Source organism: Rathayibacter sp. VKM Ac-2759 (assembly GCF_009834225.1).
In the GTDB taxonomy this organism is placed as follows: domain Bacteria; phylum Actinomycetota; class Actinomycetes; order Actinomycetales; family Microbacteriaceae; genus Rathayibacter.
The window spans coordinates 2,049,908-2,075,335 of record NZ_CP047176.1; the positions used below are offsets into that span (position 1 = coordinate 2,049,908).

The following is a 25,428-nucleotide window of genomic DNA, read 5'->3' on the forward strand; positions in this document are numbered from 1 at the left end:
CCGTCGAGCGATCCCGCTCCAGCGCCGCCATCCAGGCATCATCACCACCGACACGGTGCCGCCCATATCGAACCGGAGAACCATGACTTCCGCCGCGCAGATCCCCGCCAAGCCCGCCCTCGAGGGGCTCGAGAGCAAGTGGGGCCTCGTCTGGCAGACCGACGGCACCTACCGGTTCGACCGCACCGGCCTCACCCGCGACGACGTCTACTCGATCGACACGCCGCCGCCCACCGCCTCGGGCTCGCTGCACATCGGCCACGTCTTCTCGTACACGCACACCGACGTCGTCGCACGGTTCCAGCGGATGCGCGGCCGGAGCGTCTTCTACCCGATGGGCTGGGACGACAACGGGCTCCCCACCGAGCGCCGCGTGCAGAACTACTACGGGGTCCGCTGCGACCCGACACTCCCCTACGAGGCCGGATTCACGCCTCCGTTCGAGGGCGGCGACAACAAGAGCAGCAAGGCGGCCGATCAGAAGCCGATCTCGCGCCGCAACTTCATCGAGCTGTGCGAGCGGCTGACAGTCGAGGACGAGAAGCAGTTCGAGGACCTCTGGCGCACCCTCGGGCTCTCTGTCGACTGGACGCAGAGCTACCGCACCATCGGCGAGGAGTCGCAGGCCGCCTCCCAGCGGGCGTTCCTGCGCAACCTCGCCCGCGGCGAGGCGTATCAGGCCCAGGCCCCGACCCTGTGGGACATCACGTTCCGCACCGCCGTCGCCCAGGCCGAGCTGGAGGACAAGGACCAGCCCGGCGCCTACCACCGCATCGCCTTCCACGGCGCGGAGGACGTCTTCATCGAGACCACGCGGCCCGAGCTCCTCCCCGCCTGCGTCGCCCTCGTCGCCCACCCCGACGACGAGCGCTACCAGGCCCTCTTCGGCACCACGGTGCGCACTCCGCTCTTCGACGTCGAGGTGCCGGTGCTCGCGCACCACCTCGCGCAGAAGGACAAGGGCTCGGGCATCGCGATGATCTGCACCTTCGGCGACGTCACCGACGTCGTCTGGTGGCGCGAACTCGACCTCCCCAACCGCGCGATCCTCGGCTTCGACGGCCGGATCATCTCAGAGGCGCCGGCCGCCATCACGAGCGAGAGCGGCCGCGCGGCCTACGAGCAGCTCACCGGCAAGACCGTGTTCTCGGCCAAGCAGGCCGTCGTCGCGCTCCTGAAGGAGTCGGGCGAGATGGTCGGCGACCCCCGGCCGATCACCCACCAGGTCAAGTTCTTCGAGAAGGGCGACAAGCCGCTCGAGATCGTCTCGACCCGCCAGTGGTACATCACCAACGGCGCCCGGGACGCAGGGCTCAAGGAGCGCCTGCTCGAGCTCGGCCGCGACGTGCGCTTCGTGCCCGAGTTCATGCGGGTCCGCTACGAGAACTGGGTCAACGGCCTCTCCGGCGACTGGCTGATCTCGCGCCAGCGCTTCTTCGGCGTGCCGATCCCGGTCTGGTACCCGCTCGACCGCGACGGCAACCCGGTCTTCGACTCCCCGCTCGTCCCCGACGAGTCGGCGCTGCCGGTCGACCCCTCCTCCGACGCGGCGCCCGGCTACTCGGAGGAGCAGCGCGGCGTGCCCGGCGGCTTCCAGGGCGAGCTCGACGTGATGGACACCTGGGCGACCTCGTCGCTCACCCCGCAGCTCGCCGGCGGCTGGGAGCGCGACCCGGAGCTCTGGGACCTCGTCGCCCCGTACGACCTGCGCCCCCAGGGCCAGGACATCATCCGCACGTGGCTGTTCTCGACCCTCCTGCGCTCGCAGCTCGAGGACGGCCGTGCCCCGTGGCGCAACGCGACCGTCTCGGGGTTCATCGTCGACCCCGACCGCAAGAAGATGTCGAAGTCGAAGGGCAACGTCGTGACGCCGGCCGGCATGCTCGAGCAGCACGGCTCGGACGCGGTCCGCTACTGGGCCGCCTCCTCGCGCCTGGGCACCGACGCGGCGTTCGACCCGCAGAACCCGACGCAGATCAAGATCGGCCGGCGCCTCGCGATCAAGGTGCTCAACGCGGCCAAGTTCATCCACGGATTCGCCCTGCCCGAGGGCGCCCCGATCACCGATCCGCTCGACCTGAGCATGCTCGCGACACTCGACCGGGTCGTGGCGGAGGCGACGACCGCCCTCGAGAACTACGACCACGCCCGCGCGCTCGAGATCACCGAGGCCTTCTTCTGGACCTTCTGCGACGACTACCTCGAGCTGGTCAAGGAGCGCGCCTACGGCGAGGACGGCGCGTCGGCGGCCGCCGCGCTGCACCTGGCGCTCGACGTGCTGCTGCGCCTGTTCGCGCCGTTCATCCCCTTCGCGACGGAGGAGACCTGGTCGTGGTCGCACGAGGGCTCGGTGCACGTGCAGCCGTGGCCGGAGGCGGGCGGCCTCGGAGGCGACCCGGTCGTGCTCACAGCGGCCAGCTCGGTGCTCACCGCCGTGCGGCGCGCGAAGACCGACGCGAAGGCCTCGCAGAAGACGCCGGCGCGCCGGGCGGTCGTGACGGCCCCCGCCGAGCTGGTGGCGCCGCTGCGGCTCGCGGCGGCCGACCTCGCCGCGGTCGGCCGGATCGCGGAGCTCGAGGTCGTCGACGGTGCGACACTGGCCGTCGAGATCGAGCTCGAGACCGAGTAGTCCCTCGCGAGGGGCCGCCCGGAGCGGTCCCTCGCCCGATCGACCTGACGAGAGGAACCCCCGATGCAGCTCGGAACCCGCTGGCCCGTCGGCCAGCAGCCGCCGCACACCCTGCCCGAGATCGTGGTGACCGCGATCCGCGACGTCGAGGAGGAGCTGGGCTCCTCCGGCACCGACGCCACCGACTGGCGCTGGCAGCTGACCTGGCTCGAGGGCAAGCCGGTGCTCGAGCTCGACGACGGCACGACGATCACGTACAAGCCCGACGAGGACGCGGCGTACATCACGCAGCCGCAGGGCCGCGTCGAGGGCGAGGACGACGACTGGGGCTGAGGAGCCGTCTCGCCGCGGCACCATCGACTGCCGGCGTCACCGTGCCGGTCGAGCAGCCCCGCAGGGGCGTATCGAGACCCACTGGCACCAGCGCGCCGGCTGACGAGCCGGGCCCGCTGACGTCGGTGGACCTCGACACGCCCGCTTCGCGGGCTCGACGATCAGCAGGCACGTGCAGTGGATCGAACGCGCATCCCCTGTCGGCACTCACGTCGGCGGCCGCGAGACCGGACGCCCTTAGGCTCGCAGGATGAGCGCCTCAGACACCGTCGCCGTCCTGCTCGAGCCGAGCACTCTGCCGCACGGGCTGCCCGACTTCGCCGCGGTCGACCCGGACGCATACCGTCCGGCGTTCGAGGAGGCGCTGCGCCGCCACCGGGCCGAGATCGAGACGATCGCCGGCTCCCCCGACGAGCCCACGATCGAGAACACCCTCGTCGCGCTCGAGCGCTCCGGCCGCGCGCTCCGCCGCGTGAGCGCCGTCTTCTTCACGGTCAGCGCCTCCGACCGCACCGAGCTCACCGATGCGCTCGAGGCGGAGCTGGCGCCGCTGCTCTCGGCGCACGACGACGCGATCACGCTCGATCCGCGACTCGTGTCGCGCCTGCGCGCCCTGGCCGACCGCGCGCCGTCCCTCGATCTGGACGCCGAGACCGCCTACCTCCTCGAGCGCGTGCTGACCCGCTTCGAGCGGGCCGGCGCCCTGCTCGACGATGCGGGGAAGTCGCGGCTGAGCGCGCTCAACGAGCAGCTCTCGACCCTGACCACCCGCTTCGAGAAGAACCTGCTGGCCGAGACCAACGAGCGCGCGGTGCTGCTCGACTCCGCCGCCGAGCTCGACGGTCTCGACGAGTCCGAGATCGCCGCGGCCGCCCGCGCCGCCGCTGACCGGGGAGCGGAGGGCCACCTGGTGACCCTCCCCCTCTACTCGGGCCACCCGTGGCTGGCGAGGCTCCGCGACCGCGGCGTCCGCGAGCGGATCCTGCGCGCCTCCGTCGGCCGTGCGGGCGAGGGAGGCGCGCACGACAACCGCGAGGTCCTCCAACGGATCGCCGCCCTCCGCGCCGAGCGGGCGCAGCTGCTCGGCTCCGCCTCGCACGCCCACTTCGTGATCTCGGGCCAGACGGCGGGCTCCCCCGAGCGCGTCCGCAGCCTCCTCGAGGAGCTCGCCGCTCCGGCCTCGCGGAACGTGCGCGCCGAGCTCGGGCGGATGCAGGAGCTCGCGGACGCCGACCAGGACGCGGCGGGCGCCGCGCGGTTCCCGATCGAGGCCTGGGACCGCGCGTACTACGAGGAGCGCGTCAGGGCCGCGAGCTACAGCGTGGACTCCAGTGCGCTGCGGCCCTACTTCGAGCTCGAGCGCGTGCTCCGCGAGGGCGTCTTCGCCGCCGCACAGGGCCTCTACGGCGTCCGCTTCGAGGAGCGCGGCGGTCTCGTCGGCTACAGCGCGCACGTCCGCGTCTTCGAGGTGCTCGAGGAGGACGGCACGCCGCTCGGACTCTTCCTGTTCGACCCGTTCACCCGCGACTCCAAGCGGGGCGGTGCCTGGATGAACTCGCTCGCGACCCGCACGACGCTGCTCGGCGACTCCGCGGTGGTCGTCAACAACCTCAACATCAGCGACCCCGGACCCGGCCGCCCCGCCCTGCTCAGCATCGACGAGGTCGAGACGCTCTTCCACGAGTTCGGCCACGCCCTGCACGGGCTCTTCGCGACGACCCGCTACCCGCGCTTCGGCGGAACGAGCGTGTTCCGCGACTTCGTCGAGTTCCCGAGCCAGGTGAACGAGATGTGGGTGCGCTGGCCGTCGCTGCTCCCGCTGTACGCGCGGCACGTCGAGACCGGCGAGCCGCTGCCCGCCGAGACCGTCGCCCGGCTCGAGGCCGCCGCGCTGTGGGGCGAGGGCTTCGCGACCGCGGAGTACCTCGCCTCCGCTCTGCTCGATCTCGCCTGGCACGAGCTCGAGGCCCCGGTGGCCGAGCGGGACGTCGCCGCCTTCGAGTCGACCGTGCTGGAGCGGGCGGGTCTGCTCCTGCCCGCCGTCCCTCCGCGGTACCGCAGCAGCTACTTCGCGCACGTGTTCTCGGGCGGCTACTCCGCCGGCTACTACTCCTACATCTGGAGCGAGATCCTCGACGCCGACACCGTCGAGTGGTTCGCCGAGAACGGCGGACTCGACCGTGCGGCCGGCGAGCGGTTCCGCCGGATGATCCTCGGCATCGGCGGCTCGCGCGACCCGCTCGCCGCCTACCGCGAGTTCCGCGGGCGCGATGCCCGCACCGAGCCGCTCCTGCGGCGCCGCGGTCTCGCCTGATCAGGCGGTGCCGCGGGGCCGGAGCCACGCCAGCACGACCAGCCCGACCACCAGGCCCCAGAAGGCCGAGCCGATCCCGGCGATCGCTGTTCCGGAGGCGGTGACCAGCAGCGTCGCGGCCGCCGGCAGCCGCAGCCGCGGCTCGTCGACCGCCGCCTGCACCGCCGAGACGAAGACCCCGAGCAGGGCCAGGCCCGCGACGGCCTCGATCAGCAGCGGGCTGGCCGAGGAGACCAGCGCGCTCGCCGCTCCCGCCACGACTCCGAGCACCAGGTACGACGCGCCCGCGCTGACGGAGGCGATCCACCGCCTCCCGGGGAGCGGCGACGCTTCCGGGCCCGCGGTCAGCGCGGCGCTGAGCGCGGCGAGGTTGATCGGGACTCCTCCGAATACGGCGGCGACGCCGGACAGCGCGCCGGAGGAGACGATGGCGGGTCGGGAGTGCGCCTCGTAGCCGAAGCTCGACAGCACGGCGATGCCGGGGATGTTCTGCCCGGCCATCGTCACGACGTAGAGCGGCAGACCGATGCCGACGACGGCTCCGAGCTCGAAGACCGGCGGCACGAACTCGAGGCCCGGCAGCAGCGGGGCACCCGAGAGAGCGGCGCCGTCGGTGGCGAGGAGCAGCACGATGGCGAGGGCGATCGAGGCCGGCACGGCCCAGCGCGGCAGGACCCGGAGGAGGATCAGCCAGACCAGGATCACCGGCAGGGCGAGCAGCGGGATCTCGACGGCGGCGCGCACGGGTGCCAGCACCAGGGGGAAGAGGATCCCCGCGAGCATCGCGTTGGCGATCGGGCGCGGGATCCTCGCGACCAGGCGCCCGAGTGCGGGCCACAGTCCCGTGACCACGAGCAGGGCGGAGGCGACCAGGAACGCCCCGACCGCCCGGTCGAACCCGCCGGGCAGCGTCGCCGTGGCGGCGAGCAGGGCGGCGCCGGGAGTGCTCCACGCGAAGGTCATCGGGATGCGGTAGCGGATGCTCAGCGCGATGCACAGCACACCCTGGAGCACGCAGACGGCCAGGAGCCCCGACGCGGCCTGCCGATCCGTGGCGCCGACGGCGACGACTCCGGCCAGGACGATCGCGAACGAGCTCGAGAAGCCGGTGAGCGCGGCGACGATCCCGGCGAGGAGCGGCTGGACGATGAGTGGCCTCCGGTCGCGGTCACCGCACGGTCAGAGACGGCGGGCGCCCGTCGGAGGCGCTCCGCCAGAGTAGGGAAGGCCGTCGGCAGCCGATGGCCGCCGGGCGTGCCAATCGGCGCGAACTGGCCGCGACCTCAGGAGGTCAGGCGCTCTTCTCCTGGCGACGGGGGGCGTGCGGCACGATCGTGGGCGCGGCGTTGTCGAGCACCGCGGCGCGGGTGACGACGACGCGGGCGACCTCGTCCGAGGAGGGCACCTCGAACATGATCGGCCCGAGCACCTCCTCGAGGATCGCGCGGAGGCCGCGGGCGCCGGTCTGCCGCAGCACGGCGAGATCGGCGATGGCCTCGAGGGCGCCGCGATCGAACTCGAGCTCGACGCCGTCGATCTCGAACATCCGCTGGTACTGCTTGACGAGCGCGTTGCGCGGCTCGGTCAGGATCTGCATCAGCGCGTGCTGGTCGAGCTGCGTCACGGTCGTCACGACCGGGAGGCGCCCGATGAACTCGGGGATCAGACCGAACTTGTGGAGATCCTCGGGGAGGACCTCGCTGAAGATGTTGATCTCGTCGTCCTTGTTGTGCAGCGGGGCGCCGAAGCCGATGCCCCGCTTGCCCGCCCGCGACGAGATGATGTCCTCGAGGCCGGCGAAGGCTCCCGCGACGATGAACAGGACGTTCGTCGTGTCGATCTGGATGAACTCCTGGTGCGGGTGCTTGCGGCCGCCCTGCGGCGGGACCGACGCGACCGTGCCCTCGAGGATCTTCAGCAGCGCCTGCTGCACTCCCTCGCCCGACACGTCGCGCGTGATCGAGGGGTTCTCGGCCTTGCGGGCGATCTTGTCGACCTCGTCGATGTAGATGATGCCGGTCTCGGCGCGCTTGACGTCGTAGTCGGCGGCCTGGATCAGCTTCAGGAGGATGTTCTCGACGTCCTCGCCGACGTAGCCCGCCTCGGTGAGGGCGGTCGCGTCGGCGACGGCGAACGGCACGTTGAGCCGCTTCGCGAGCGTCTGCGCGAGATAGGTCTTGCCGCAGCCGGTCGGGCCGATCAGCAGGATGTTGCTCTTGGCGATCTCGACCTCGTCGTGGATCGCGTCGGCGGCCGTGATGGTGTTGCGCGCGCGCACGCGCTTGTAGTGGTTGTAGACGGCGACCGCGAGGGCCTTCTTCGCCTGCTCCTGGCCGATCACGTACTCCTCGAGGAAGCCGAAGATCTCCTTCGGCTTCGGGAGGTCGAACTCGTGGCTCGTCTCCTCGCTCGACTCCGAGAGGCGCTCCTCGATGATCTCGTTGCAGAGCTCGACGCACTCGTCGCAGATGTAGACGCCGGGGCCCGCGATGAGCTGCTGGACCTGCTTCTGGCTCTTGCCGCAGAACGAGCACTTGAGCAGATCGGCGCTTTCGCCAATTCGAGCCACGGGGAGCCCCACTTCCTTGTCGTCCGTCATGACGGCGAGCGTCGATTCGTCGGTCGTGTCGTGCGCCCTTCGGCACGGATCCGGCGCGGTCTGCGGGGACCGCCGATCTCTGCCTCCGAGCCTAGCCGCTCGCTCGCACAGGCCCGGCAGGCGGGCCGGTTTCCGCGCCCATTGCCGCAGAGGTGTCGGTTTGCTACGGCGATCGGGCTCCGGTGCACCGCTCGGAGCCCGGGAGACGCCGAAGGGGCCGGGCGGCGGATCGCTCCGCCTCCCGGCCCCTCGGATGCTGCGTCAGGCCGTGAGCGCGGGGACGCTCTTGCGGCTGGTCAGGATCTGGTCGATCAGGCCGTACTCGAGCGCGTCGTCGGCGCCGAGGATCTTGTCGCGGTCGATGTCCTTCTTGACCTGCTCCGGAGTGCGGTTGGAGTGGTGCGACAGCGTCTCCTCGAGCCACTCGCGCATCCGCATGATCTCGGCGGCCTGGATCTCGATGTCCGAGGCCTGGCCTCCGCCCTGCTGCACGGCGGGCTGGTGGATGAGGATGCGCGCGTTCGGCAGGGCGAGGCGCTTGCCCGGCGTGCCCGCGGCGGTGAGCACGGCGGCGGCCGAGGCGGCCTGACCGAGCACGACCGTCTGGATGTGCGGGCGGATGTACTGCATCGTGTCGTAGATCGCCGTCATCGCGGTGAAGGAGCCACCGGGCGAGTTGATGTACATGACGATGTCGCGGTCGGGGTCCTGGCTCTCGAGCACGAGCAGCTGCGCCATGATGTCGTCGGCCGACGCGTCGTCGACCTGCACGCCGAGGAAGATGATGCGGTCCTCGAAGAGCTTGGCGTAGGGGTCCTGGCGCTTGTAGCCGTAGGCCGTGCGCTCCTCGAACGTGGGCAGGATGTAGCGCGAGCTCGGCGCGGCACCCGAGCCGAACGCCGTGCCGCCGAAGGTGGGGATGGTCATTGTCTGTTCCTGATCTCTCGGCTCGTCTGGTGCGTCAGTCGTCGATGGCGGTTCCGCCGCCGCCGGCGACGTCGGTCGCGGAGGAGCGGATGTGGTCGACGAATCCGTAGGCCAGGGCCTCCTCGGCGCTGAACCAGCGGTCGCGGTCGCCGTCCTCGTTGACCTGCTCGACGGTCTTGCCGGTCGCCTTGGCGGTGATCTCGGCGAGGCGCTTCTTCATGTCGAGGATGAGCTGCGCCTGGGTCTGGATGTCGGACGCCGTTCCGCCGAAGCCGCCGTGCGGCTGGTGCAGCAGGACGCGCGCGTTCGGCGTGATGTAGCGCTTGCCCTGGGTGCCCGCGGTGAGCAGGAGCTGACCCATGGACGCCGCCATGCCGATGCCGACGGTCACGATGTCGTTCGGGACGAACTGCATGGTGTCGTAGATCGCCATGCCCGCCGTGATCGAGCCTCCGGGCGAGTTGATGTAGAGGAAGATGTCCTTCTCGGCGTCCTCCGCCGCGAGAAGCAGCAGCTTCGCCGCGATCTCGTTCGCATTCTCGTCGCGCACCTCAGAACCGAGCCAGATGATCCGGTCCTTGAGAAGGCGGTCGAAAACACTGTTGGGCATAACCATGTCGGCCATGTGTCGCTCCGTTTCAGTTGTCGCTTCGGAGGCGAATCTATCGGACGGCACCTGAGGGACCCGGCCGTGTTCGCCGGGGGCGGAGCCTGAGCCGCCGGTGTTCGCCCGGGGCGGATTCCCGCGTCGCCGGAGACGACGAGAGCCGCCCCCGACGGATCGGGAGCGGCTCTCGGAGGAGTGCTGGCGTCGACTACTCGGCGGCCGGGGTCTCCTCGGCGGCGACCTTCTTCTTGGCCGGCGCGCGCTTGCGCTTGGGGGCGGGAGCGGGCTCCTCCTCCGCGGCGGGCTCGGGCTCGGCGACGACCTCGGGCTCGGCCTCGGCGTCCGCCGCGACCTCGTCGGCGGCGACGGCCTCATCGGCCGCGTCCTCGTCCCCGGGGACCGCGGTGAAGCTGGTGAGGTCGACCGGGTTGCCCTCGGAGTCGGTCACCTTCGCCTTGCCCAGGACGATCGCGAGCGCCTTGTTGCGGGCGACCTCGCCGACCATCTGGCCGATCTGGTTGTTCTCGGACAGGATCTTGATGAACTCGTTCGGCTCCATGCCGTACTGCGCCGCACCCTGGATGAGGTACTGCGTGAGCTCGTCCTGGCTGACCTGGACCTTCTCCTGCTCGACGACGTGGTCGAGGAGGATCTGGGTCTTGAAGGTCTTCTCGCTGGCCTCGGTGACCTCGGCGCGGTGCTCGTCGTCCTCGAGGCGGTTCTCGCCCTCGAGGTGACGGTGCACCTCGTCCTCGACGAGCGACGCGGGGACGGGGACCTCGACGAGCTCGAGGAGCGCCTCGACGAGCTTCTCGCGGGCCTGACCGCCCTGGCCGAACACCTTCTGCTGCGACGCCTGCTCCTTGAGCGACTCGAGCAGCTCGCCGATGGTGTCGAACTCGCTGGCGATCTGGGCGAAGTCGTCGTCGGCCTCGGGGAGCTCGCGCTCCTTGACCGCGGTCAGCGTGACGGCGATCTCGGCCTGCTCGCCGGCGTGGTCGCCACCGAGGAGCGGGGCGGTGAACGTGGTGCTCTCGCCGGCGGTGAGCGAGTCGAGCGCCTCGTCGATGCCCTCGATCAGCTCGCCCGAGCCGAGCTCGTACGAGATGGCGTTGGCGGTGTCGACCTCGACGCCGTCGATGCTGGCGATGAGGTCGATCTGGGCGAAGTCGCCGGTCTTCGCCGGGCGGTCGACGGTGACGAGCGTGCCGAAGCGGCTGCGCAGCGTGTCGAGCTCGGTGTCGACATCGGCGTCGGTGACCTCAGCGGCGTCCACGGTCAGCTCGATGCCGTCGTAGTCGGGAACGGTGATCTCGGGGCGCACGTCGACCTCGATGGCGAGCTCGAGGTCGCCGGTGAAGTCCTTGTCGCTCGGCCAGCTGACGATGTCCGCCTGCGGGCGGCCCAGCGGACGCACCTCGCTCTCGCGGACGGCCTCGCGGTAGAAGCCGTCGAGGCCCTCGTTCACCGCGTGCTCGAGGACGGCCGCCTTGCCGACGCGCTGGTCGACGATGGCCGGCGGGACCTTGCCCTTGCGGAAGCCGGGGACGTTGATCTGCTCGGCGATGTGGCCGTAGGCGTGCTTGATGCTGGGCCCGAGCTCGTCCGGGCTGACCGAAATCGCGAGCTTCACGCGGGTCGGGCTGAGCTTTTCTACCGTGGTCTTCACGTGAGGGGATCTCCTGTGCTGGTTGGTGTCGGCGCCGTGTGACCGGTCGTCACGGGTCGATGTCGTCACGATGAGTTCTCGTGGTCGGGGCGACAGGATTCGAACCTGCGACCTCCCGCTCCCAAAGCGGGCGCTCTAGCCAAGCTGAGCTACGCCCCGGAGTGCCGGGCCGGCGGACCGCACCACCCCGGGACCGTTTCGTCCGGGGACCGCGCTGACCGTGGACCCTGCCATGAGGACTCTCGTCGAGCCCTTCCCGCAGGTCCGCTCGCGCGACACGCCGAAATGGCCTTCGCAAGTGTACTCCACAGCGGGTCCGTCGCCGGGGACGCCGTGCGTCGTCCGGCACGACTCCGGCCGTGCACTAGGGTATTCTCGGACCTGATGCGGAGACGCTCCGCTCGGGACCACCGGACTGCTCCTCCGACGATGATCGGGGCGGCGATTCGGGGCTGTAGCTTAGTGGTAAAGCCTCTGTCTTCCAAACAGATGATGCGAGTTCGATTCTCGTCAGCCCCTCTCCTGACATGAGACCCCCGGTCCGCCGAACCCCTGGTGCGCCGGGGGTCTCGTCGTCCTCCGGCCCTCTCGCCCCTCCGTCCGTCGCCGGGTGGATCCTCCGAGGGGCGGATCAGTCGATCGGCTCCGCTCCGCGGTGCAGCTCGGCGAGGGCGAGGTAGGAGGCGGCGTTCCGGCGGATGCCCTCGCGCTCCTCGGCCGTCAGCTCGCGCCGGACCTTGCCCGGGACCCCGGCGACGAGAGATCCCGGCGGGATCACCGCAGCCTCGAGCACGACGGCCCCGGCCGCGACGAGCGAGCCGGCTCCGACGACGGCGCCGTTGAGGACGGTGGCGCTCATGCCGACCAGCACCTCGTCCTCGAGCGTGCAGCCGTGCAGCACCGCGTTGTGGCCGACCGAGACGCGTGCGCCGATGGTCGTGTCGAATCCGGCGTCCACGTGCACGACCACGCCGTCCTGCAGATTGCTGCCCCGGCCCAGACGGATGCGGGCGCTCTCCGCGCGCAGGACCGCGCCGTACCAGACGCTCGACTCCTCCTCCAGCTCGACCGATCCGACGAGGGTGGCGCCGGGAGCGACCCAGGCGGACGGGGCGACGACGGGTGCGCGCCCGGGTCCGAGAGCCAGCACGCGCGGTCGCGAGGGAGTGGGTGAGGCCATGGTTCCGGTCCTTCTGCAGGGGCGAGAGCGTCGCCGGTGATCGAGCGCGCTCAGCGCCCGTTGCGCAGCCACGCGAGCACGGCGAGCACCCGGCGGTGGTCGGAGCCCGAGTCCTCGAGGCCGAGCTTCTGGAAGATCGACGTCACGTTCTTCTCGACCGCGCCGACACCGATGAACAGGGCGGAGGCGATGCCCTGGTTCGTCCGGCCCTCGGCCATCGCCTCGAGCACCTCGCGCTCGCGCGGAGTGAGACCGGCGAGCGGGTCGCGGTTGCGCTGCAGGAGGGAGGCGACGACCTGCGGGTCGAGCACCGTTCCTCCCGCGGCCACGCGCTCCACCGCGTCCCGGAGCTCGTCGACGGAGGCGACGCGGTCCTTGAGCAGGTACCCCATGCCGCCCTCCCCCGAGCCCAGGAGCTCGTGCGCGTAGGTGACCTCGACGTACTGGCTGAGCAGGAGCACGGCGACGCCCGGGTGCCGCCGGCGGATCTCGAGGGCGGCACGGACCCCCTCGTCGCGGAACGTCGGCGGCATGCGCACGTCGAGGACGGCGACGTCGACTCCGGCCGGTTCCGCGTCCAGGGCGGCGAGCAGCCCGACTGCGTCGCCGTGGGCGCCGACCGCGTCGAAGCCGGCGTCCTCGAACAGGCGGACGAGGCCCTCCCGCAGCAGGACCGAGTCCTCGGCGATGGCGACACGGATGGGAGCTGCGGGCGGCACGCACTCAGGATAGGGCGCGGGGCCGGAAGGGCACGTGGACCCCGACGGTCGTGGGGCCGCCCTGAGGCGATTCGACGGTGAGGAGGCCCCGGAGACCCCGGACGCGGCCCTCGAGCCCCTCGAGTCCGTGGCCCGCGAGGGGCGCGGCACCACCGACCCCGTCGTCGACGACCCAGACGTCGAGCCAGCGCTCCCCCGCCGAACCCGCATCGCGCACGTCGAGGTGCACCCGCACTGACCGGGCCGATGCGTGCTTGGAGGCGTTCGCGAGCAGCTCGGCGACCACGAAGTAGACGCTGCGCTCGATCTCGGGAGGGACGTCGTCGATCGCGTGCTCGGTCAGCACCTGCACCGGGACGGGGCTCATCGCGGCCAGCGAGTGCACGGCGGCCTCGAAGCCGCGGTCCTGGAGGATCGGCGGGGCCACTCCCCTCGACAGCGCACGGAGCTCGTCGAGAGCGGAGCGGACGTGCTCCCGGGCCTCGTCGATCAGCACCGCCGCGGAGTCGGGATCGGTGCGGACGCGGCTCCGCGCGGAACCGAGATCCATCTGCACCCGGATCAGCCGCTGCTGCGGTCCGTCGTGGATGTCGCGCTCGAGCTGGCGGAGGGCCCGGTCCTCGGCTGCGACGGCGGCGCCGCGGGAGGCGCTGAGCTCCGCGACCTCGCGCTGCAGCGCCTCCGATCCCCACGGGCCGAGCAGGAGCCGATCGACGAGGTAGCGCGCGAGGGTGAGCCCGCGGGTCGCGAACGGGAGGGTCGAGACGAAGAGGACGACCATCGCGGCGCCCGCGAGCGCGACGAGGACGGGCGGCGGCTCCGGCAGGCCGAGAACGGCGACGGAGCGCTCCGCCACCCACTGCGCGGCGCCGCCCGAGCCGTCGAGCATCGAGACGAGCGTTCCGAGACCCGCCCAGATCCAGAGCCCCAGGACTCCCGCGAACAGGAGCGCGAGCAGCGGCGCGACCACGAGCGTGTGCAGCAGTGCCAGCCAGTAGTGCCCGTCGATCACGGGGCCGTAGAGCGAGAAGGTCGCCGGAGTGACGGAGGCGGGCGCGCGCCGCCACTGCGGCTCGGGGATGGCGGGGCGGCCCGCCAGAGTGTCGAGGCCGCAGGCGACGCGGGAGAAGTAGCGCGCCATGACGAGGGCGAGCGGGAGGAAGACCAGACCGATCAAGACGCCGACGAGAGCGAGGGCGAGCGCGAGCGCCAGTCCGGCGGCGAACGCTCCGATCGCCGAGAGCGGGACCGCGAGGAGGAGGGCGAGCGCCTCGCGCGGCAGCTCCCGCCAGAGACGGAGGTAGGCGCGGGTCGCCTCGCCGAGAGCGGACGGCGCAGTGCTCATCGGAGCCTCCCCACCTCTGCTCGATCGGTCGCCGGGCACCCTGTCGAGGGTATCGGCGCGGGCGGTGCCGGGCGCGGGGGCTGACCCCCTGAACGAGGTCCGCGAGCGCTGCGGGCGCTCAGGCGAGGCTCCCCTTCACCGGCCTTAGCGGAGCCTCCGCTTCCTTGCGGGCGCTGGGCTGCGGCGTACAGTTGACGATCAGTCACCCCCTCTCGAAAGGAACAGACGATGTCCACTGCATCCGTCACGTCGCTCACCTCGTCGAACCCGGATGTCGCATCCGGAGTCGCCCAGTTCCTCAGCCCCGTCGTCGTCGAGATGACCGCGCTGGCCGTCAACGGCAAGCAGGCGCACTGGCACGTGCGCGGTGCCAACTTCATCGGCGTCCACGAGCTGCTCGACACGATCGTCGCCCACTCGATCGAGTGGGCCGACCTCGCCGCCGAGCGCGTCGTCGCCCTCGGCCTGCCGGTCGACGCGCGCATCCAGACCGTCGCCTCCGCCACGCGGACCGCGCCGCTCACCCCGGGCTTCCAGCGCTCCGAGAACGCGATCGTGGAGGTCATCACCCTCATGGACGTCGCGATCACCACGGTCAACACCGCGATCGCCGAGCTCGCCGACATCGACGCGAGCAGCCAGGACGTCGCGATCGAGATCGGCCGCGGCCTCGAGAAGGACCGCTGGTTCCTCTTCGCCCACGTCAGCGAGAGCTGAGCCGACTCCTCCCGACGGCCCGCTGGATCCCGGATCCGGCGGGCCGTTCGTCGTCCGCGCGGCGGACGGCCGCCGGCGTCAGAGCTCGTGCGTGAAGCGGCCAGCGACCAGGGTCGCGGCGACGGGCATCGTCCGCAGCTCCTCGGGGTCGGACGCGAGCGGGTCGCGGTCGAGCACCACGAGGTCGGCCGGGTCGCCGGGCTCGGGGCGGAGCAGGCGGGCGCGCGTCGACGCGACGAGCGCCTCCGCGATCGTGAGGCGCTGCTCCGGATGCCACGGCTCCTCCCCCGCCCGCGCCCGCGAGACCGCCGCCGCGACGGCGACCCACGGGTCCAGCGGCGCGACCGGCGCGTCCGATCCGAGCACGACGGTCGCTCCGGAGTCGACGAGCGAGCGGAGCGCGAACGCCCGGCCGGTCTGCCCACGCCAGTACCGCTCCGCCACCTCCCGGTCGTCCAGCGCGTGGGCCGGCTGCACGCCGGCGACGACACCGAGCTCAGCGAAGCGCGGCAGGTCGGCCGCGGTCACCAGCTGCGCGTGCTCGATCCGGCCGCCGCCGACCCGCGCCAGGGAGTCGAGCGCGATCGAGACCGCGGCGTCGCCGAGAGCGTGCACCGTGGGACGGATGCCCGCGGCCGCCGCGCGCGCCAGGAGCCCGTCGAGCTCGTCCGGCTCGACCGTCAGCACTCCACGGCCCGCGTCCTCCCCCTCGTACGGATGCGTGCAGTACGCGGTCCGCGTGTTCAGCGAGCCGTCGATCAGCACCTTCAGCGGGCCCATCCGGAGGAGCCCCTCTCCTCCCGCGAGCTCGTCGCCCGAGCGCAGACCCTCCGCGATCGCGCGCTCGAGATCGCCGCGGTAGACCCCGGTGTCGACCCGGAGCGAGCGGATGCCGCGCGAGACGCGCCGCGTCCAGTCGCCGACGTTCCAGCGCATCTCGAGGTCGACGACGCCGACGACTCCGCGGGCCGCAGCGCGACGAGCGGCGTCGTCGACCAGATCGTCCAGGTCGTCGTCGCTGAGCGCCTCGAGCGCCGAGACGAGACGGAAGCACGCGTCCTCGCGCAGGATGTCGTCCTGCGGTGAGACGCCGTAGCGGCGCTGCGCCGCCGTGTTCGCCCAGGCCGAGTGCAGATCGCCGCTGACGAGCACGACGGGGTGCTCCGGAGCGACCTCGTCGAGCAGCGTCGTCGTCGGCAGGTCCGGCCACAGCCCGTCGCGGAATCCGTAGCCGACGAGGGTGGCGGCCGTGTCGGTGGAGGAGGCGAGGCGCCCGCGGACCGCGTCGACCGCCTCCCGGGCCGACAGCGCGGCCGAGACGTCGAGCCGCGGGGCCGTCATCGCCCACTGCGAGAAGTGCACGTGCTCGTCCCAGAGCCCCGGGATCAGCCAGCGCCCGTCGAACTCGCGCACCTCGTCGGCGGCGAGCGAGCCGTCGGGGCCGATGGCCGCGACCGATCCGTCGCGCAGGAGGACCGACACCGGCTCCTGCCCGCCGAGCAGCCGTGCTCCGCGCAGGAGCAGATCGCCGATCACCGCGCGTCCCGGCGCGCGCGACGCATCTCGCGGGCGAGCGGCGCGGAGGCGTAGGGGCCGTCACCGTCGAGTTCGGCGAGGATGCGGTCGACGATCGCCGGCGGCTTGTTCTGGCTCATCTTGCGCTTCGCGACGATCCGGGTCGCGCGGAGCCGGAAGCCGACCGTACCGCTCGAGATGCGGGCGGCGTAGGCGGCGTCCTCGGGCGTGCCCTCCATCCGGCGCGGATCGGGCAGCACCTCCTCGAAACGGTCGACGAGGTCGGCGAGGGCGCGCAGGTTCTCCTCGGGCGTGAGGATCTCAGGCGTGCCCGTCAGGTGCGCGGTGACGAAGTTCCACGTCGGCACGGCCGGATCGGCGTCGTACCAGCCGGGCGAGATGTACCCGTGGGGCCCCTGCACGATCATCAGGATCTCGTGCTCGCCGAGCTCGTGCAGCAGGTCGTCGGGGCGGCCGACATGGCTGAAGACGACGACCTCCTCCTCCGTCTCGTCGAGGACGACGGGGTAGTGCGAGGCCAGCGTCTCCCCCGCCGCCGTCGTGCTGACGATCGTCGCCCACGGGTTCTCGCGGATCAGCTGCTTGATGTCGTCGGTGTCGCTGAGCACGAAGCTCGGGTTCTGGCGCATCGGGTCCTCTCGCGGGTCAGACGGTCACGACTGGCACACCGGGCACCAGTAGAGCTTGCGCGCCCCGATCTCCTCGATCAGGACGTTCGTGCCGCAGACCCGGCACGGCAGGCCCTCGCGCTTGTAGACGTAGTTGCGCTCGGCGCGGCTCCTGACCGCCTTCGAGCGCTCCGTCTTCGTGAGTCCGCGGCGGGTGATCATCATCCCGGTGCGGATGCCGTCCTCGAGCAGGAGCGCCCAGTCGGCCCAGAGCTCGCGCGCCAGCTCGAGCGGCACCTGCTTGCCCGGCGTGTGCGGGTCGAGCCCGGCCCGGTAGAGCAGCTCGGCGCGGTAGATGTTGCCGATCCCGCTGACCACCGACTGGTCCATCAGCACGAGGCCCACCGGGGTCGCGGTCTTGCGCAGGCGGTTCACGAAGCGGTCGCGCGCCTCGTCGGAGTCGTCGTCGGCCGGGTCAGGACCGAGCCGCGCGAGCAGCGCCTCGACCTGCGAGGGGTCCATCACCTCGCACGCGGTCGGACCGCGCAGGTCGGCGACCGTCTCCTCCGTCCGGATGCGCACCCGCACCGCGCCGATCGGCGGCGGCGGGAACTCCTCGAGGTCGGTGTCGGTCTCGTGCTCCGTCTCGGACAGGCGGACCGCTCGGCGCCGCCGGGGCGCGCCGATGCTGCTGCCCGCCTGCCCGTCCGGGAACAGCGGAGACACGTGGCCGAGGAAGTCCCAGGCCCCGTAGAGCCCGAGGTGCACGTGCAGCGTCGCCTCCCCCTCGAAGCTCAGGAGCAGATGCTTGCCGACCGCGGTCGACCCGACGACCTCGCGCCCGTCGAGCAGCGCGGCGCCCTCGGCGAAGCGCCCCTGCGGGCTGCTCGTCGCGACGCGGTGCCCGACGACGTCGCGCTCGAACTGCAGCGCGATGCGGTGGACGGAGTGCCCCTCCGGCACCTAGCGGCCGCTCGCGGCGGAGTCGACGACGCGGCCGGCGATGTCGCCGGTGGCCTCGTACTCGGCCAGCTGCGCGATGCGGCGCACGTGGCGCTCCTCGAACGAGAACGGCTCGGCGACGAAGGCGTCGATGAAGCCGGTCGCCTCCTCGACGGTGTGCTGGCGCGCGCCGATCGAGATCACGTTCGCGTCGTTGTGCTGACGCGCGAGCACCGCGGTGCTGAGGCTCCAGACGAGCGCGGCGCGCACGCCGGTGACCTTGTTGGCGGCGATCTGCTCGCCGTTGCCCGATCCTCCGAAGACGATGCCGAGCGCCTCGACCCCCGCCTCCTGATCGCGCACGACCGCGGCCGCCGCGTTGATGCAGAACGAGGGGTAGTCGTCGAGGGGGTCGTACGAGGTCGGTCCGTGGTCGACCACCTCGTGGCCGGCCGCACCGAGGTGCTCGATCAGGTGCCGGCTGAAATCCAGCCCTGCGTGGTCCGTTGCGATGTGGATGCGCACGCGCTCGTCCTCCGGAAGTGCCGTTCGATGCCCGTGGAGCCGGGGCCGGATGTCAGGGTAGCGAAGGATCGCTCAGTCGAAGATCGGATCGCGGGTGCGCGAGCGCTTGAGCTCGAAGAAGCCGTCGTAGGAGGCGGCGGCCACGATGCCGTCCCACAGCGCCAGCGCCTGCTCGCCGCGCGGGGCGGGCGAGAGGACGGGGCCGAAGAAGGCGACGTCTCCGATCGCGATGACGGGGGTGCCGACGTCCTGGCCGACGCGCCCGATGCCGTCGAAGTGCGAGGCGCGCATCGGCTCGTCGTACTCGTCCGTGTCGGCGAAGGCGGCGAGACCGGCGTCGAGGCCGACCTCGGCGAGCGACTCGGCGATGATCGCGTCGGCGTCCTTGCGGGCCTCGACGTGGATCCGGGTGCCGAGCGCGTCGTAGAGCGGCTTGACGTGCTGCTCGCCCTCGCGTGCGGCGACGGCGGCGACGAGGCGCGTGAAGCGCAGGGCGCGCGGGAAGAAGGCGCGGTACGACTCGTCCACGTCGTTGTCCTCGTTGAGGACGGCGAGGCTCATGATGTGCCAGCTCACCTCGAGCTCGCGGGCGGGGGTCACCTCGTCCACGAACCGCGAGGTCATCCAGGCCCAGGGGCAGGAGGGATCGAACCAGAAATCGACGGTGGTCATGGCACAACGCTACCTCCCGGCGCGCATCCCCCAGGCGGCTCTAGGGTAGATCGGCGGCGCCAGCACCCCGGCGCCCGGCAATGCCGCGCCCGCGACGAACGGATGGAGCACCACGTGCCAGGAGACAACCTCACCCGCAGCGAAGCGCAGGAGCGCGCCTCACTGATCCAGGTCACCGACTACGACGTCACCCTCGACCTCACCCGGGGCGCCGAGACGTTCCTCAGCACGACGACCGTGCGGTTCACGGCGACGCCCGGAGCCTCGAGCTTCATCGACGCGATCACGAGGACCGTGCACTCGGTGACGCTGAACGGCGCCGAGCTCGACCCCTCCGACGTGGCCGACGGCGTGCGCATCCGCCTCGACTCCCTCGCGGCCGACAACGAGCTGACCGTCGTCTCCGACGCGCTCTACACGAACACCGGCGAGGGCCTGCACCGCTTCGTCGACCCGGTCGACGGCGAGGTCTACCTCTACTCCCAGTTCGAGGTCCCCGACTCGCGACGCATGTTCGCCGTGTTCGAGCAGCCCGACCTCAAGGCAGCGTTCCGCTTCACGGTGACCGCGCCCGCCGCCTGGCAGGTCGTCTCGAACCAGCCCACGCCCGAGCCGGTGCCCGCGGGCGACGGCGTCGCGACCTGGAGCTTCGAGCCCACCCCGCGCATCTCCTCGTACATCACCGCGCTCATCGCCGGGCCGTACGTGGTCGAGACCGACTCCCTCGTCTCCTCCGACGGCCGCACCGTCCCGCTCGGCGTCTTCGCTCGCGCGTCTCTCGCTCCGTACCTCGACGCGGACTACGTGTTCGAGAAGACGAAGCAGGGCTTCGCGTTCTACGAGGAGAAGTTCGGCGTCCCGTACCCGTTCGACAAGTACGACCAGCTCTTCGTCCCGGAGTTCAACGCCGGCGCGATGGAGAACGCGGGAGCCGTCACCTTCACCGAGACCTACGTCTTCCGCTCGAAGGTCACCGAGGCGGTCAAGGAGCGCCGGGTCGTCACCATCCTGCACGAGCTCGCCCACATGTGGTTCGGCGACCTGGTGACGATGACCTGGTGGAACGACCTCTGGCTCAACGAGTCGTTCGCCGAGTACGCGTCGACCCTCGCGACCGCCGAGGCGACCGAGTGGACCGAGGCCTGGACCACCTTCGCCGCGATGGAGAAGAGCTGGGCCTACCGTCAGGACCAGCTGCCCTCGACCCACCCGATCGTCGCGACGATCAACGACCTCGAGGACGTCCAGGTCAACTTCGACGGCATCACCTACGCCAAGGGCGCCTCGGTGCTCAAGCAGCTCGTGGCGTGGGTCGGCGAGGAGGAGTTCCTCGCGGGAGTGCACGAGTACTTCGTCAAGCACGCCTTCTCGAACACCGAGCTGCGCGACCTGCTCGTCGAGCTCGAGGCGACCAGCGGACGCGACCTCACCGAGTGGTCCTCGCTCTGGCTCGAGACCGCCGGAGTGAACACCCTCCGCCCCGAGATCTCCGTTGACGACGCCGGGTCGATCGCGTCCTTCGCGATCCTGCAGACGGCCGTCGAGGAGTACCCGACGATCCGCCCGCACCGTCTGGCGATCGGCCTCTACGACTTCGACGGCGACCGCCTCGTGCGCGTCGACCGCCTCGAGCTCGACGTCGACGGCGACCGGACCGAGGTGCCCGAGCTCATCGGGCGCACCCGTCCCGCCCTCGTGCTGCTGAACGACGACGACCTCGCCTACGCGAAGATCCGCCTCGACGACGAATCGCTCGCCGTCGCGATCGAGCACCTCGCGAGCATCGAGAGCCCGCTCGCGCGCTCGCTCGTCTGGGGATCGGTCTGGGACGCGACGCGGGACGCCGAGGCGGCGCCGCGCGACTTCGTGCGCCTCGTCCTCGGGAACATCGCGACCGAGACGGAGTCGACCACGCTCCGCACGGTGCTGGGCCAGCTCGTCACCACGGCGACCCAGTACGTGGCTCCCGAGCACCGCACCGCGGTCGTCGAGGAGGTCGGCGACCGGCTCTGGGCGATGGCCCGGGCGGCCGAGGCCGGCAGCGACGCGCAGTTCCAGTTCGTCAAGTTCTTCGCCGCGGTGGCCTCGACTCCGGCGCACCTCGATGCCGTGCAGTCGCTGCGCGACGGCGGGACGACGCTCGACGGACTCGAAATCGACACCGACCTGTCCTGGGAGCTGCTGATCGCACTCGTCGCCGGCGACCGGGCCGGAGCGAGCGAGATCGACGCCGCGCTGGCCGCCGACAACACGGCGACGGGCGCGCAGTCCGCGGCGAACGCCCGTGCCGCCATCCCCACCGCAGAGGCGAAGCGCGCGGCCTGGGACTCGGTCACGCTCGACGACTCGGCTCCCAACACCATCGTCCGCGCGACGGGCCTCGGCTTCCAGCGCACCTCGGACCCCGAGCTGCTGGACGCGATGGTGCCGGTGTACTTCGGCTCGCTGCGCGAGCTGTGGGACAGCAAGAGCTACAAGATCGCGGAGTACCTCGTCGTCGGCTTCTACCCGGCGGCCACCGCGTCGCAGGAGATCGTCGACGCGACCCGCGAGTGGCTCGCCGCCAACCCCGAAGTGCCGGCGCTGCGCCGCCTGGTGATCGAGAACCTCGCGGGCGTCGAGCGCGCCCTCCGCGCGCAGGCGCGCGACGCGCAGGACTGACCCCTCCGGCGTGCCGGGAGCGACCGTCTCCCGGCACGCCCCGGCCGCTCGGTCAGCGGGCCTCGCCCGGCACCGATCGGCGGGCGGGCCCGTCGTACGCCGACAGCGGCCGGATCAGCGCGTTGGAGGCGCGCTGCTCGAGGACGTGCGCGGTCCAGCCGACGACGCGGGCGGCGACGAACAGCGGGGTGAAGATCTCGGTGTCGAACCCCATCAGCCGGTACGCCGGCCCCGACGGGTAGTCGAGGTTGGGGAGGATCCCCGTGCGCTCGCTCATCGCCTCCGCGAGGGCGTCGTAGAGCTCGAGCATCTCGGCGGCACCCTCGTGCTCGGCGACGCGGCGCAGCGCCGCCTCCATCGTCGGCACCCGCGAGTCGCCCGACTTGTACACGCGATGGCCGAAGCCCATCACCTTGCGGCGCTCCCCGAGCGCCGTCGCGAGCCACTCCCGGGAGCGCGGCCCCGCCGCCGGACCCAGCCCGATCTCGTCGAACACGTGCAGGACCGCCTCGTTCGCGCCTCCGTGCAGGGGCCCCTTCAGCGCGCCGATCGCCGCCGTCACGGCCGAGTAGACGTCGGACAGGGTCGAGGTCACCACCCGCGCGGTGAAGGTCGACGCGTTGAAGGAGTGCTCGGCGTAGAGCACGAGCGAGACGCGGAAGGCGTCGACGACCACCCGGTCGGGCACCTCGCCGAAGGTCATCCAGAGGAAGTTCTCGGAGTAGTCGAGGTCGCGGCGCGGGGCGATCGGCTCCTCGAGGCGGCGTCGGCGCTGCGCATAGGCGACGACGGCCGGCAGTGCCGCCCACAGCCGCACGGAGCGCTCGAGCACCTCGCCGGGCGCGTCCGCGCCGGGGTCCTCGTCGAGGGCCCCCATCGCGCTGACGGCCGTCCGCACGACGTCCATCGGGTGCGCGGTGGTGGGCAGCAGATCGATGACCGCGCGGATCCCGGGCTCCAGCGCGCGGTGCGACCGCTCGAACGAGCGCAGGCGCGCCGCCTCCTCCGCCGTCGGCAGCTCGCCGTTCCACAGCAGCCAGGCGACGTCCTCGAAGGAGCGCTGCTCCGCGAGCTCCTGCACGGGGTAGCCCCGGTACAGGAGCGAGTTCGACTCCGGGTCGACCTTCGAGATGGCCGTGGTGTCGACGACGACGCCCACGAGTCCCTTCCGGATGTCCTGGTCGGTGGTGCTCATGTCCGCTCCTTCGCGAGATGGGCCGGGGCGCGCCGGAGTCGGCGCGCCGTCGTCAGGCGCCGTGGTGGTCGGCGAGGCTGAAGTCGAAGATGCCCTCGTCGAACCGGCTGTACGAGGCGTAGTCGAGCAGCTCGTAGAGCTCGGCCCGCGTCTGCATCCCCGGCACCTCGGCGCGGAGGGACCCGTCGGCCTTCAGCGTGTCGAGAGCACGCATCGCCGCGCCCATCGCGATGCGCAGGAGGGAGACCGGGTAGATGACGATGTTCACGCCGACGTCGGCGAGCTGGCGCGCGGTGAAGAGCTCGCTCTTGCCGAACTCGGTCATGTTGGCCAGGACCGGCACGTCGACGGCCGAGCGGATCGCCTCGAACTCGCCGAGGTCGCGCATCGCCTCGGGGAAGACGGCGTCGGCACCCGCGTCGACGAGCCGCTTCGCCCGGTCGATCGCGGCCTGCAGGCCGTCGAGGGCGCGGATGTCGGTCCGCGCCATGATCACGAGGTCCGGGTCGCGACGCGCGTCGACCGCCGCGGCGATGCGGCGGACGGACGTGCTCTCGTCGACCACCGCCTTGCCGTCGAGGTGCCCGCAGCGCTTGGGGTTGACCTGGTCCTCGATGTGCAGCGCCGCGACTCCCGCGTCCTCGAGCATCTGCACGGTGCGGGCGACGTTGAGCGGCTCGCCGAAGCCGGTGTCCGCGTCGACGAGGACGGGCAGGTCGGTCATCCGCGCGATCTGCTGACCACGCCCCGCGACCTCGCTGAGAGTCGTGAGCCCGATGTCGGGCAGGCCCAGCTCGGCCGAGAGCACCGCGCCCGAGACGTAGACGCCGTCGAAGCCCTTCTCCTCGATCAGCCGCGCCGAGAGCGGAGTGAAGGCGCCGGGCAGCTGCAGCAGCTCGCCGCTCGCGAGGCGCTCGCGGAAGAGCCGGCGCTTCTCGGCGGGGGTCCGGGTCGAGTGGAGCATCGGTCGTCCTCGAGATCTGGAGTGGGCGGGCGGAGGCGAGGCGACGCCTCCCGTCGAATCTATACGGCGGCCTGCGGGGCGGTGCGAGAGGGCCCCGAAGTGGGCCACCGCCCGCCGGTCCCGCAGTTGCGGTCCCGTAGCCTGGACGAGTCATGCTGCTTCTCGAGACCTCCACCCCCGATCCCGTCGCCGCCACGATGTCGTTCTTCGACTCCGATGTCTTCTGGACCATCGTCCAGGTGCTGAGCATCGTCATCGGCGCCCTCGTCGTCCGTGTGATCGCGCACTTCGTGATCGGCCGCGTCGTCGACCAGGTCGTGTCCGGCGTCAAGAAGCGCCAGCGCGTCGAGGACACACAGGCGATCGCGGCGTCGCCCCTGGCCGCCGTCCGCGTCGTGCAGCGCACGCGCACCCTCGGCTCGATCCTCAACAACATCTCGTCGATCCTGATCGTGATCATCGCTCTCGTGATGCTCGTCGGCGCCATCAGCCCCGACCTCATCGGCTCGTTCGCCCTGCTCACCGCCGCGCTCGGCGCCGGGCTCGGCTTCGGCGCCCAGAACATCGTCAAGGACGTGCTGAACGGGCTGTTCATGGTGGCGGAGGACCAGCTCGGCGTCGGAGACGTCGTCGACACCGGCCAGGCCACGGGAGTCGTCGAGTCGGTGGGAGTCCGCATCACCCAGATCCGCGATGTGAACGGCACGCTGTGGTTCGTCCGCAACGGCGAGATCATCCGGGTCGGCAACATGTCGCAGGGCTGGTCGCGGGTGATCATCGACCTCGCCGTGCCCTACGAGACCGATCTCGAGACGGTGCAGTCCTCGATCCTGCAGACCGCGAACGAGCTCGCGGCGAGCAGCCGGTGGCGCGCTCGCATCATCGACAAGCCCGAGCTGTGGGGGCTGGAGTCGATCGCGGACGACGCGCTCGTCGTCCGCCTGGTGCTGAAGACCCGGACGACGGCCAAGGACGACGTGGCCCGCGAGCTCAAGGTCCGCCTCAAGCGGGCGCTGGACGCGCTCGACGTGAAGCTGCCGTCGCTCTCCGCGGTCGTCCTCAGCGGCTTCGAGGGCGCGGCGAGCGTGGGAGGCGCCAAGGGCCCCCGCACGACCCCGTCGCCGACCGTCACCACCGAGCACGGCAAGCCGGTGCGACTCCCCCGGGCTCTGCGGAGGCAGAAGGACCCGCGGCCCGCGGACGCCGGCCCGCCACGGCCCGCGGACGGCGGCACGGACGCGCCGAAGCAGGGACCGCGCTCGTGACCGGCCTGCAGATCGGCGGGA

At 71.6% G+C, this 25,428-nt stretch carries 21 protein-coding genes and 2 tRNA genes; 7 read left to right on the top strand and 16 right to left on the bottom strand.

Features of this window, described 5'->3' with window-relative positions:
• The first annotated feature begins 82 nt into the window (after positions 1–82).
• From valS to GSU68_RS09405, 3 genes are all read left to right on the top strand, one after another.
• Complete coding sequence (gene valS, locus GSU68_RS09395) at positions 83–2,629, top strand: valine--tRNA ligase (RefSeq protein ID WP_159907608.1); 2,547 nt, start codon at positions 83–85, stop codon at positions 2,627–2,629.
• A gap of 63 nt (positions 2,630–2,692) precedes the next feature.
• Positions 2,693–2,962: a hypothetical protein gene (locus tag GSU68_RS09400; protein ID WP_159907611.1), complete on the top strand. Its 270-nt coding sequence runs from the start codon at positions 2,693–2,695 to the stop codon at positions 2,960–2,962.
• 250 nt (positions 2,963–3,212) lie between these two features.
• Positions 3,213–5,276 carry a M3 family metallopeptidase gene (locus tag GSU68_RS09405; protein WP_159907614.1) on the top strand — a complete coding sequence of 688 codons (2,064 nt, stop codon included), beginning with the start codon at positions 3,213–3,215 and terminating at the stop codon, positions 5,274–5,276.
• Here GSU68_RS09405 and GSU68_RS09410 read toward each other — a convergent pair whose 3' ends face one another.
• The 6 genes from GSU68_RS09410 to GSU68_RS09435 all read right to left on the bottom strand — a co-directional run bounded on the left by GSU68_RS09410 (position 5,277) and on the right by GSU68_RS09435 (position 11,237).
• A complete protein-coding gene (locus GSU68_RS09410) occupies positions 5,277–6,425 on the bottom strand; it encodes a benzoate/H(+) symporter BenE family transporter (RefSeq protein ID WP_159910222.1) in 1,149 nt (382 codons plus the stop codon).
• A gap of 142 nt (positions 6,426–6,567) precedes the next feature.
• Positions 6,568–7,845: an ATP-dependent Clp protease ATP-binding subunit ClpX gene (gene clpX, locus GSU68_RS09415; protein WP_097165886.1), complete on the bottom strand. Its 1,278-nt coding sequence runs from the start codon at positions 7,843–7,845 to the stop codon at positions 6,568–6,570.
• Between the two features lie 291 nt (positions 7,846–8,136).
• Positions 8,137–8,802, bottom strand: a complete 666-nt coding sequence (locus GSU68_RS09420; RefSeq protein WP_159907631.1) for an ATP-dependent Clp protease proteolytic subunit — start codon at positions 8,800–8,802, stop codon at positions 8,137–8,139.
• A 34-nt stretch (positions 8,803–8,836) separates the two neighbouring features.
• The gene (locus GSU68_RS09425; RefSeq protein ID WP_279631028.1) at positions 8,837–9,478 is read right to left on the bottom strand and encodes an ATP-dependent Clp protease proteolytic subunit; all 642 of its coding nucleotides are present in this window, start codon (positions 9,476–9,478) and stop codon (positions 8,837–8,839) included.
• Positions 9,479–9,617: 139 nt separating this feature from the next.
• Positions 9,618–11,078 (bottom strand): trigger factor, encoded by a 1,461-nt coding sequence (tig, locus tag GSU68_RS09430; protein WP_159907636.1) that lies wholly within the window; start codon positions 11,076–11,078, stop codon positions 9,618–9,620.
• Positions 11,079–11,159: 81 nt separating this feature from the next.
• Positions 11,160–11,237: transfer RNA gene (locus tag GSU68_RS09435), tRNA-Pro, on the bottom strand.
• Positions 11,238–11,526: 289 nt separating this feature from the next.
• On the opposite strand from GSU68_RS09435, the gene GSU68_RS09440 reads away from it, so the two are divergent.
• Positions 11,527–11,597, top strand: a tRNA-Gly gene (locus GSU68_RS09440).
• 112 nt (positions 11,598–11,709) lie between these two features.
• On the opposite strand, the gene GSU68_RS09445 is transcribed toward GSU68_RS09440, so the two are convergent.
• The 3 genes from GSU68_RS09445 to GSU68_RS09455 are packed head-to-tail and all read right to left on the bottom strand — an operon-like array spanning position 11,710 to position 14,322.
• Positions 11,710–12,258, bottom strand: coding sequence for a gamma carbonic anhydrase family protein (locus GSU68_RS09445; RefSeq protein WP_159907639.1), 549 nt, complete (start codon positions 12,256–12,258; stop codon positions 11,710–11,712).
• Positions 12,259–12,308: 50 nt separating this feature from the next.
• Positions 12,309–12,977, bottom strand: a complete 669-nt coding sequence (locus tag GSU68_RS09450; RefSeq protein ID WP_167305266.1) for a response regulator transcription factor — start codon at positions 12,975–12,977, stop codon at positions 12,309–12,311.
• Positions 12,978–12,981: 4 nt separating this feature from the next.
• Complete coding sequence (locus tag GSU68_RS09455) at positions 12,982–14,322, bottom strand: histidine kinase (protein WP_159907644.1); 1,341 nt, start codon at positions 14,320–14,322, stop codon at positions 12,982–12,984.
• 228 nt (positions 14,323–14,550) lie between these two features.
• On the opposite strand from GSU68_RS09455, the gene GSU68_RS09460 reads away from it, so the two are divergent.
• Positions 14,551–15,039, top strand: a complete 489-nt coding sequence (locus tag GSU68_RS09460) for a DNA starvation/stationary phase protection protein (RefSeq protein WP_159907646.1) — start codon at positions 14,551–14,553, stop codon at positions 15,037–15,039.
• Positions 15,040–15,117: 78 nt separating this feature from the next.
• Here the strand turns inward: GSU68_RS09460 and GSU68_RS09465 are convergent, their stop codons facing one another.
• From GSU68_RS09465 to GSU68_RS09485, 5 genes are all read right to left on the bottom strand, one after another.
• On the bottom strand, positions 15,118–16,575 hold the full coding sequence (locus GSU68_RS09465; RefSeq protein WP_348272487.1) for an amidohydrolase family protein: 1,458 nt from the start codon (positions 16,573–16,575) through the stop codon (positions 15,118–15,120).
• Positions 16,572–17,204, bottom strand: a complete 633-nt coding sequence (locus tag GSU68_RS09470; protein ID WP_159907649.1) for an FMN-binding negative transcriptional regulator — start codon at positions 17,202–17,204, stop codon at positions 16,572–16,574. Before GSU68_RS09470 ends, GSU68_RS09465 begins: the two co-directional genes overlap by 4 nt.
• A gap of 24 nt (positions 17,205–17,228) precedes the next feature.
• Positions 17,229–18,146: a DNA-formamidopyrimidine glycosylase family protein gene (locus GSU68_RS09475; protein WP_159907651.1), complete on the bottom strand. Its 918-nt coding sequence runs from the start codon at positions 18,144–18,146 to the stop codon at positions 17,229–17,231.
• A complete protein-coding gene (locus tag GSU68_RS09480; protein WP_159907654.1) occupies positions 18,147–18,650 on the bottom strand; it encodes a ribose-5-phosphate isomerase in 504 nt (167 codons plus the stop codon).
• A 72-nt stretch (positions 18,651–18,722) separates the two neighbouring features.
• Positions 18,723–19,322 (bottom strand): DsbA family protein, encoded by a 600-nt coding sequence (locus GSU68_RS09485; protein WP_159907656.1) that lies wholly within the window; start codon positions 19,320–19,322, stop codon positions 18,723–18,725.
• A 114-nt stretch (positions 19,323–19,436) separates the two neighbouring features.
• On the opposite strand from GSU68_RS09485, the gene pepN reads away from it, so the two are divergent.
• The gene (gene pepN, locus GSU68_RS09490; RefSeq protein ID WP_159907659.1) at positions 19,437–21,983 is read left to right on the top strand and encodes an aminopeptidase N; all 2,547 of its coding nucleotides are present in this window, start codon (positions 19,437–19,439) and stop codon (positions 21,981–21,983) included.
• Positions 21,984–22,035: 52 nt separating this feature from the next.
• Here pepN and GSU68_RS09495 read toward each other — a convergent pair whose 3' ends face one another.
• Complete coding sequence (locus GSU68_RS09495) at positions 22,036–23,178, bottom strand: bifunctional 2-methylcitrate synthase/citrate synthase (RefSeq protein ID WP_159907661.1); 1,143 nt, start codon at positions 23,176–23,178, stop codon at positions 22,036–22,038.
• 52 nt (positions 23,179–23,230) lie between these two features.
• Positions 23,231–24,142 (bottom strand): methylisocitrate lyase, encoded by a 912-nt coding sequence (gene prpB / locus GSU68_RS09500; RefSeq protein WP_159907664.1) that lies wholly within the window; start codon positions 24,140–24,142, stop codon positions 23,231–23,233.
• Positions 24,143–24,294: 152 nt separating this feature from the next.
• Here prpB and GSU68_RS09505 point away from each other — a divergent pair, with 152 nt between their 5' ends.
• Positions 24,295–25,407, top strand: coding sequence for a mechanosensitive ion channel family protein (locus tag GSU68_RS09505; protein WP_167305281.1), 1,113 nt, complete (start codon positions 24,295–24,297; stop codon positions 25,405–25,407).
• The last annotated feature ends 21 nt before the right edge of the window (positions 25,408–25,428 follow it).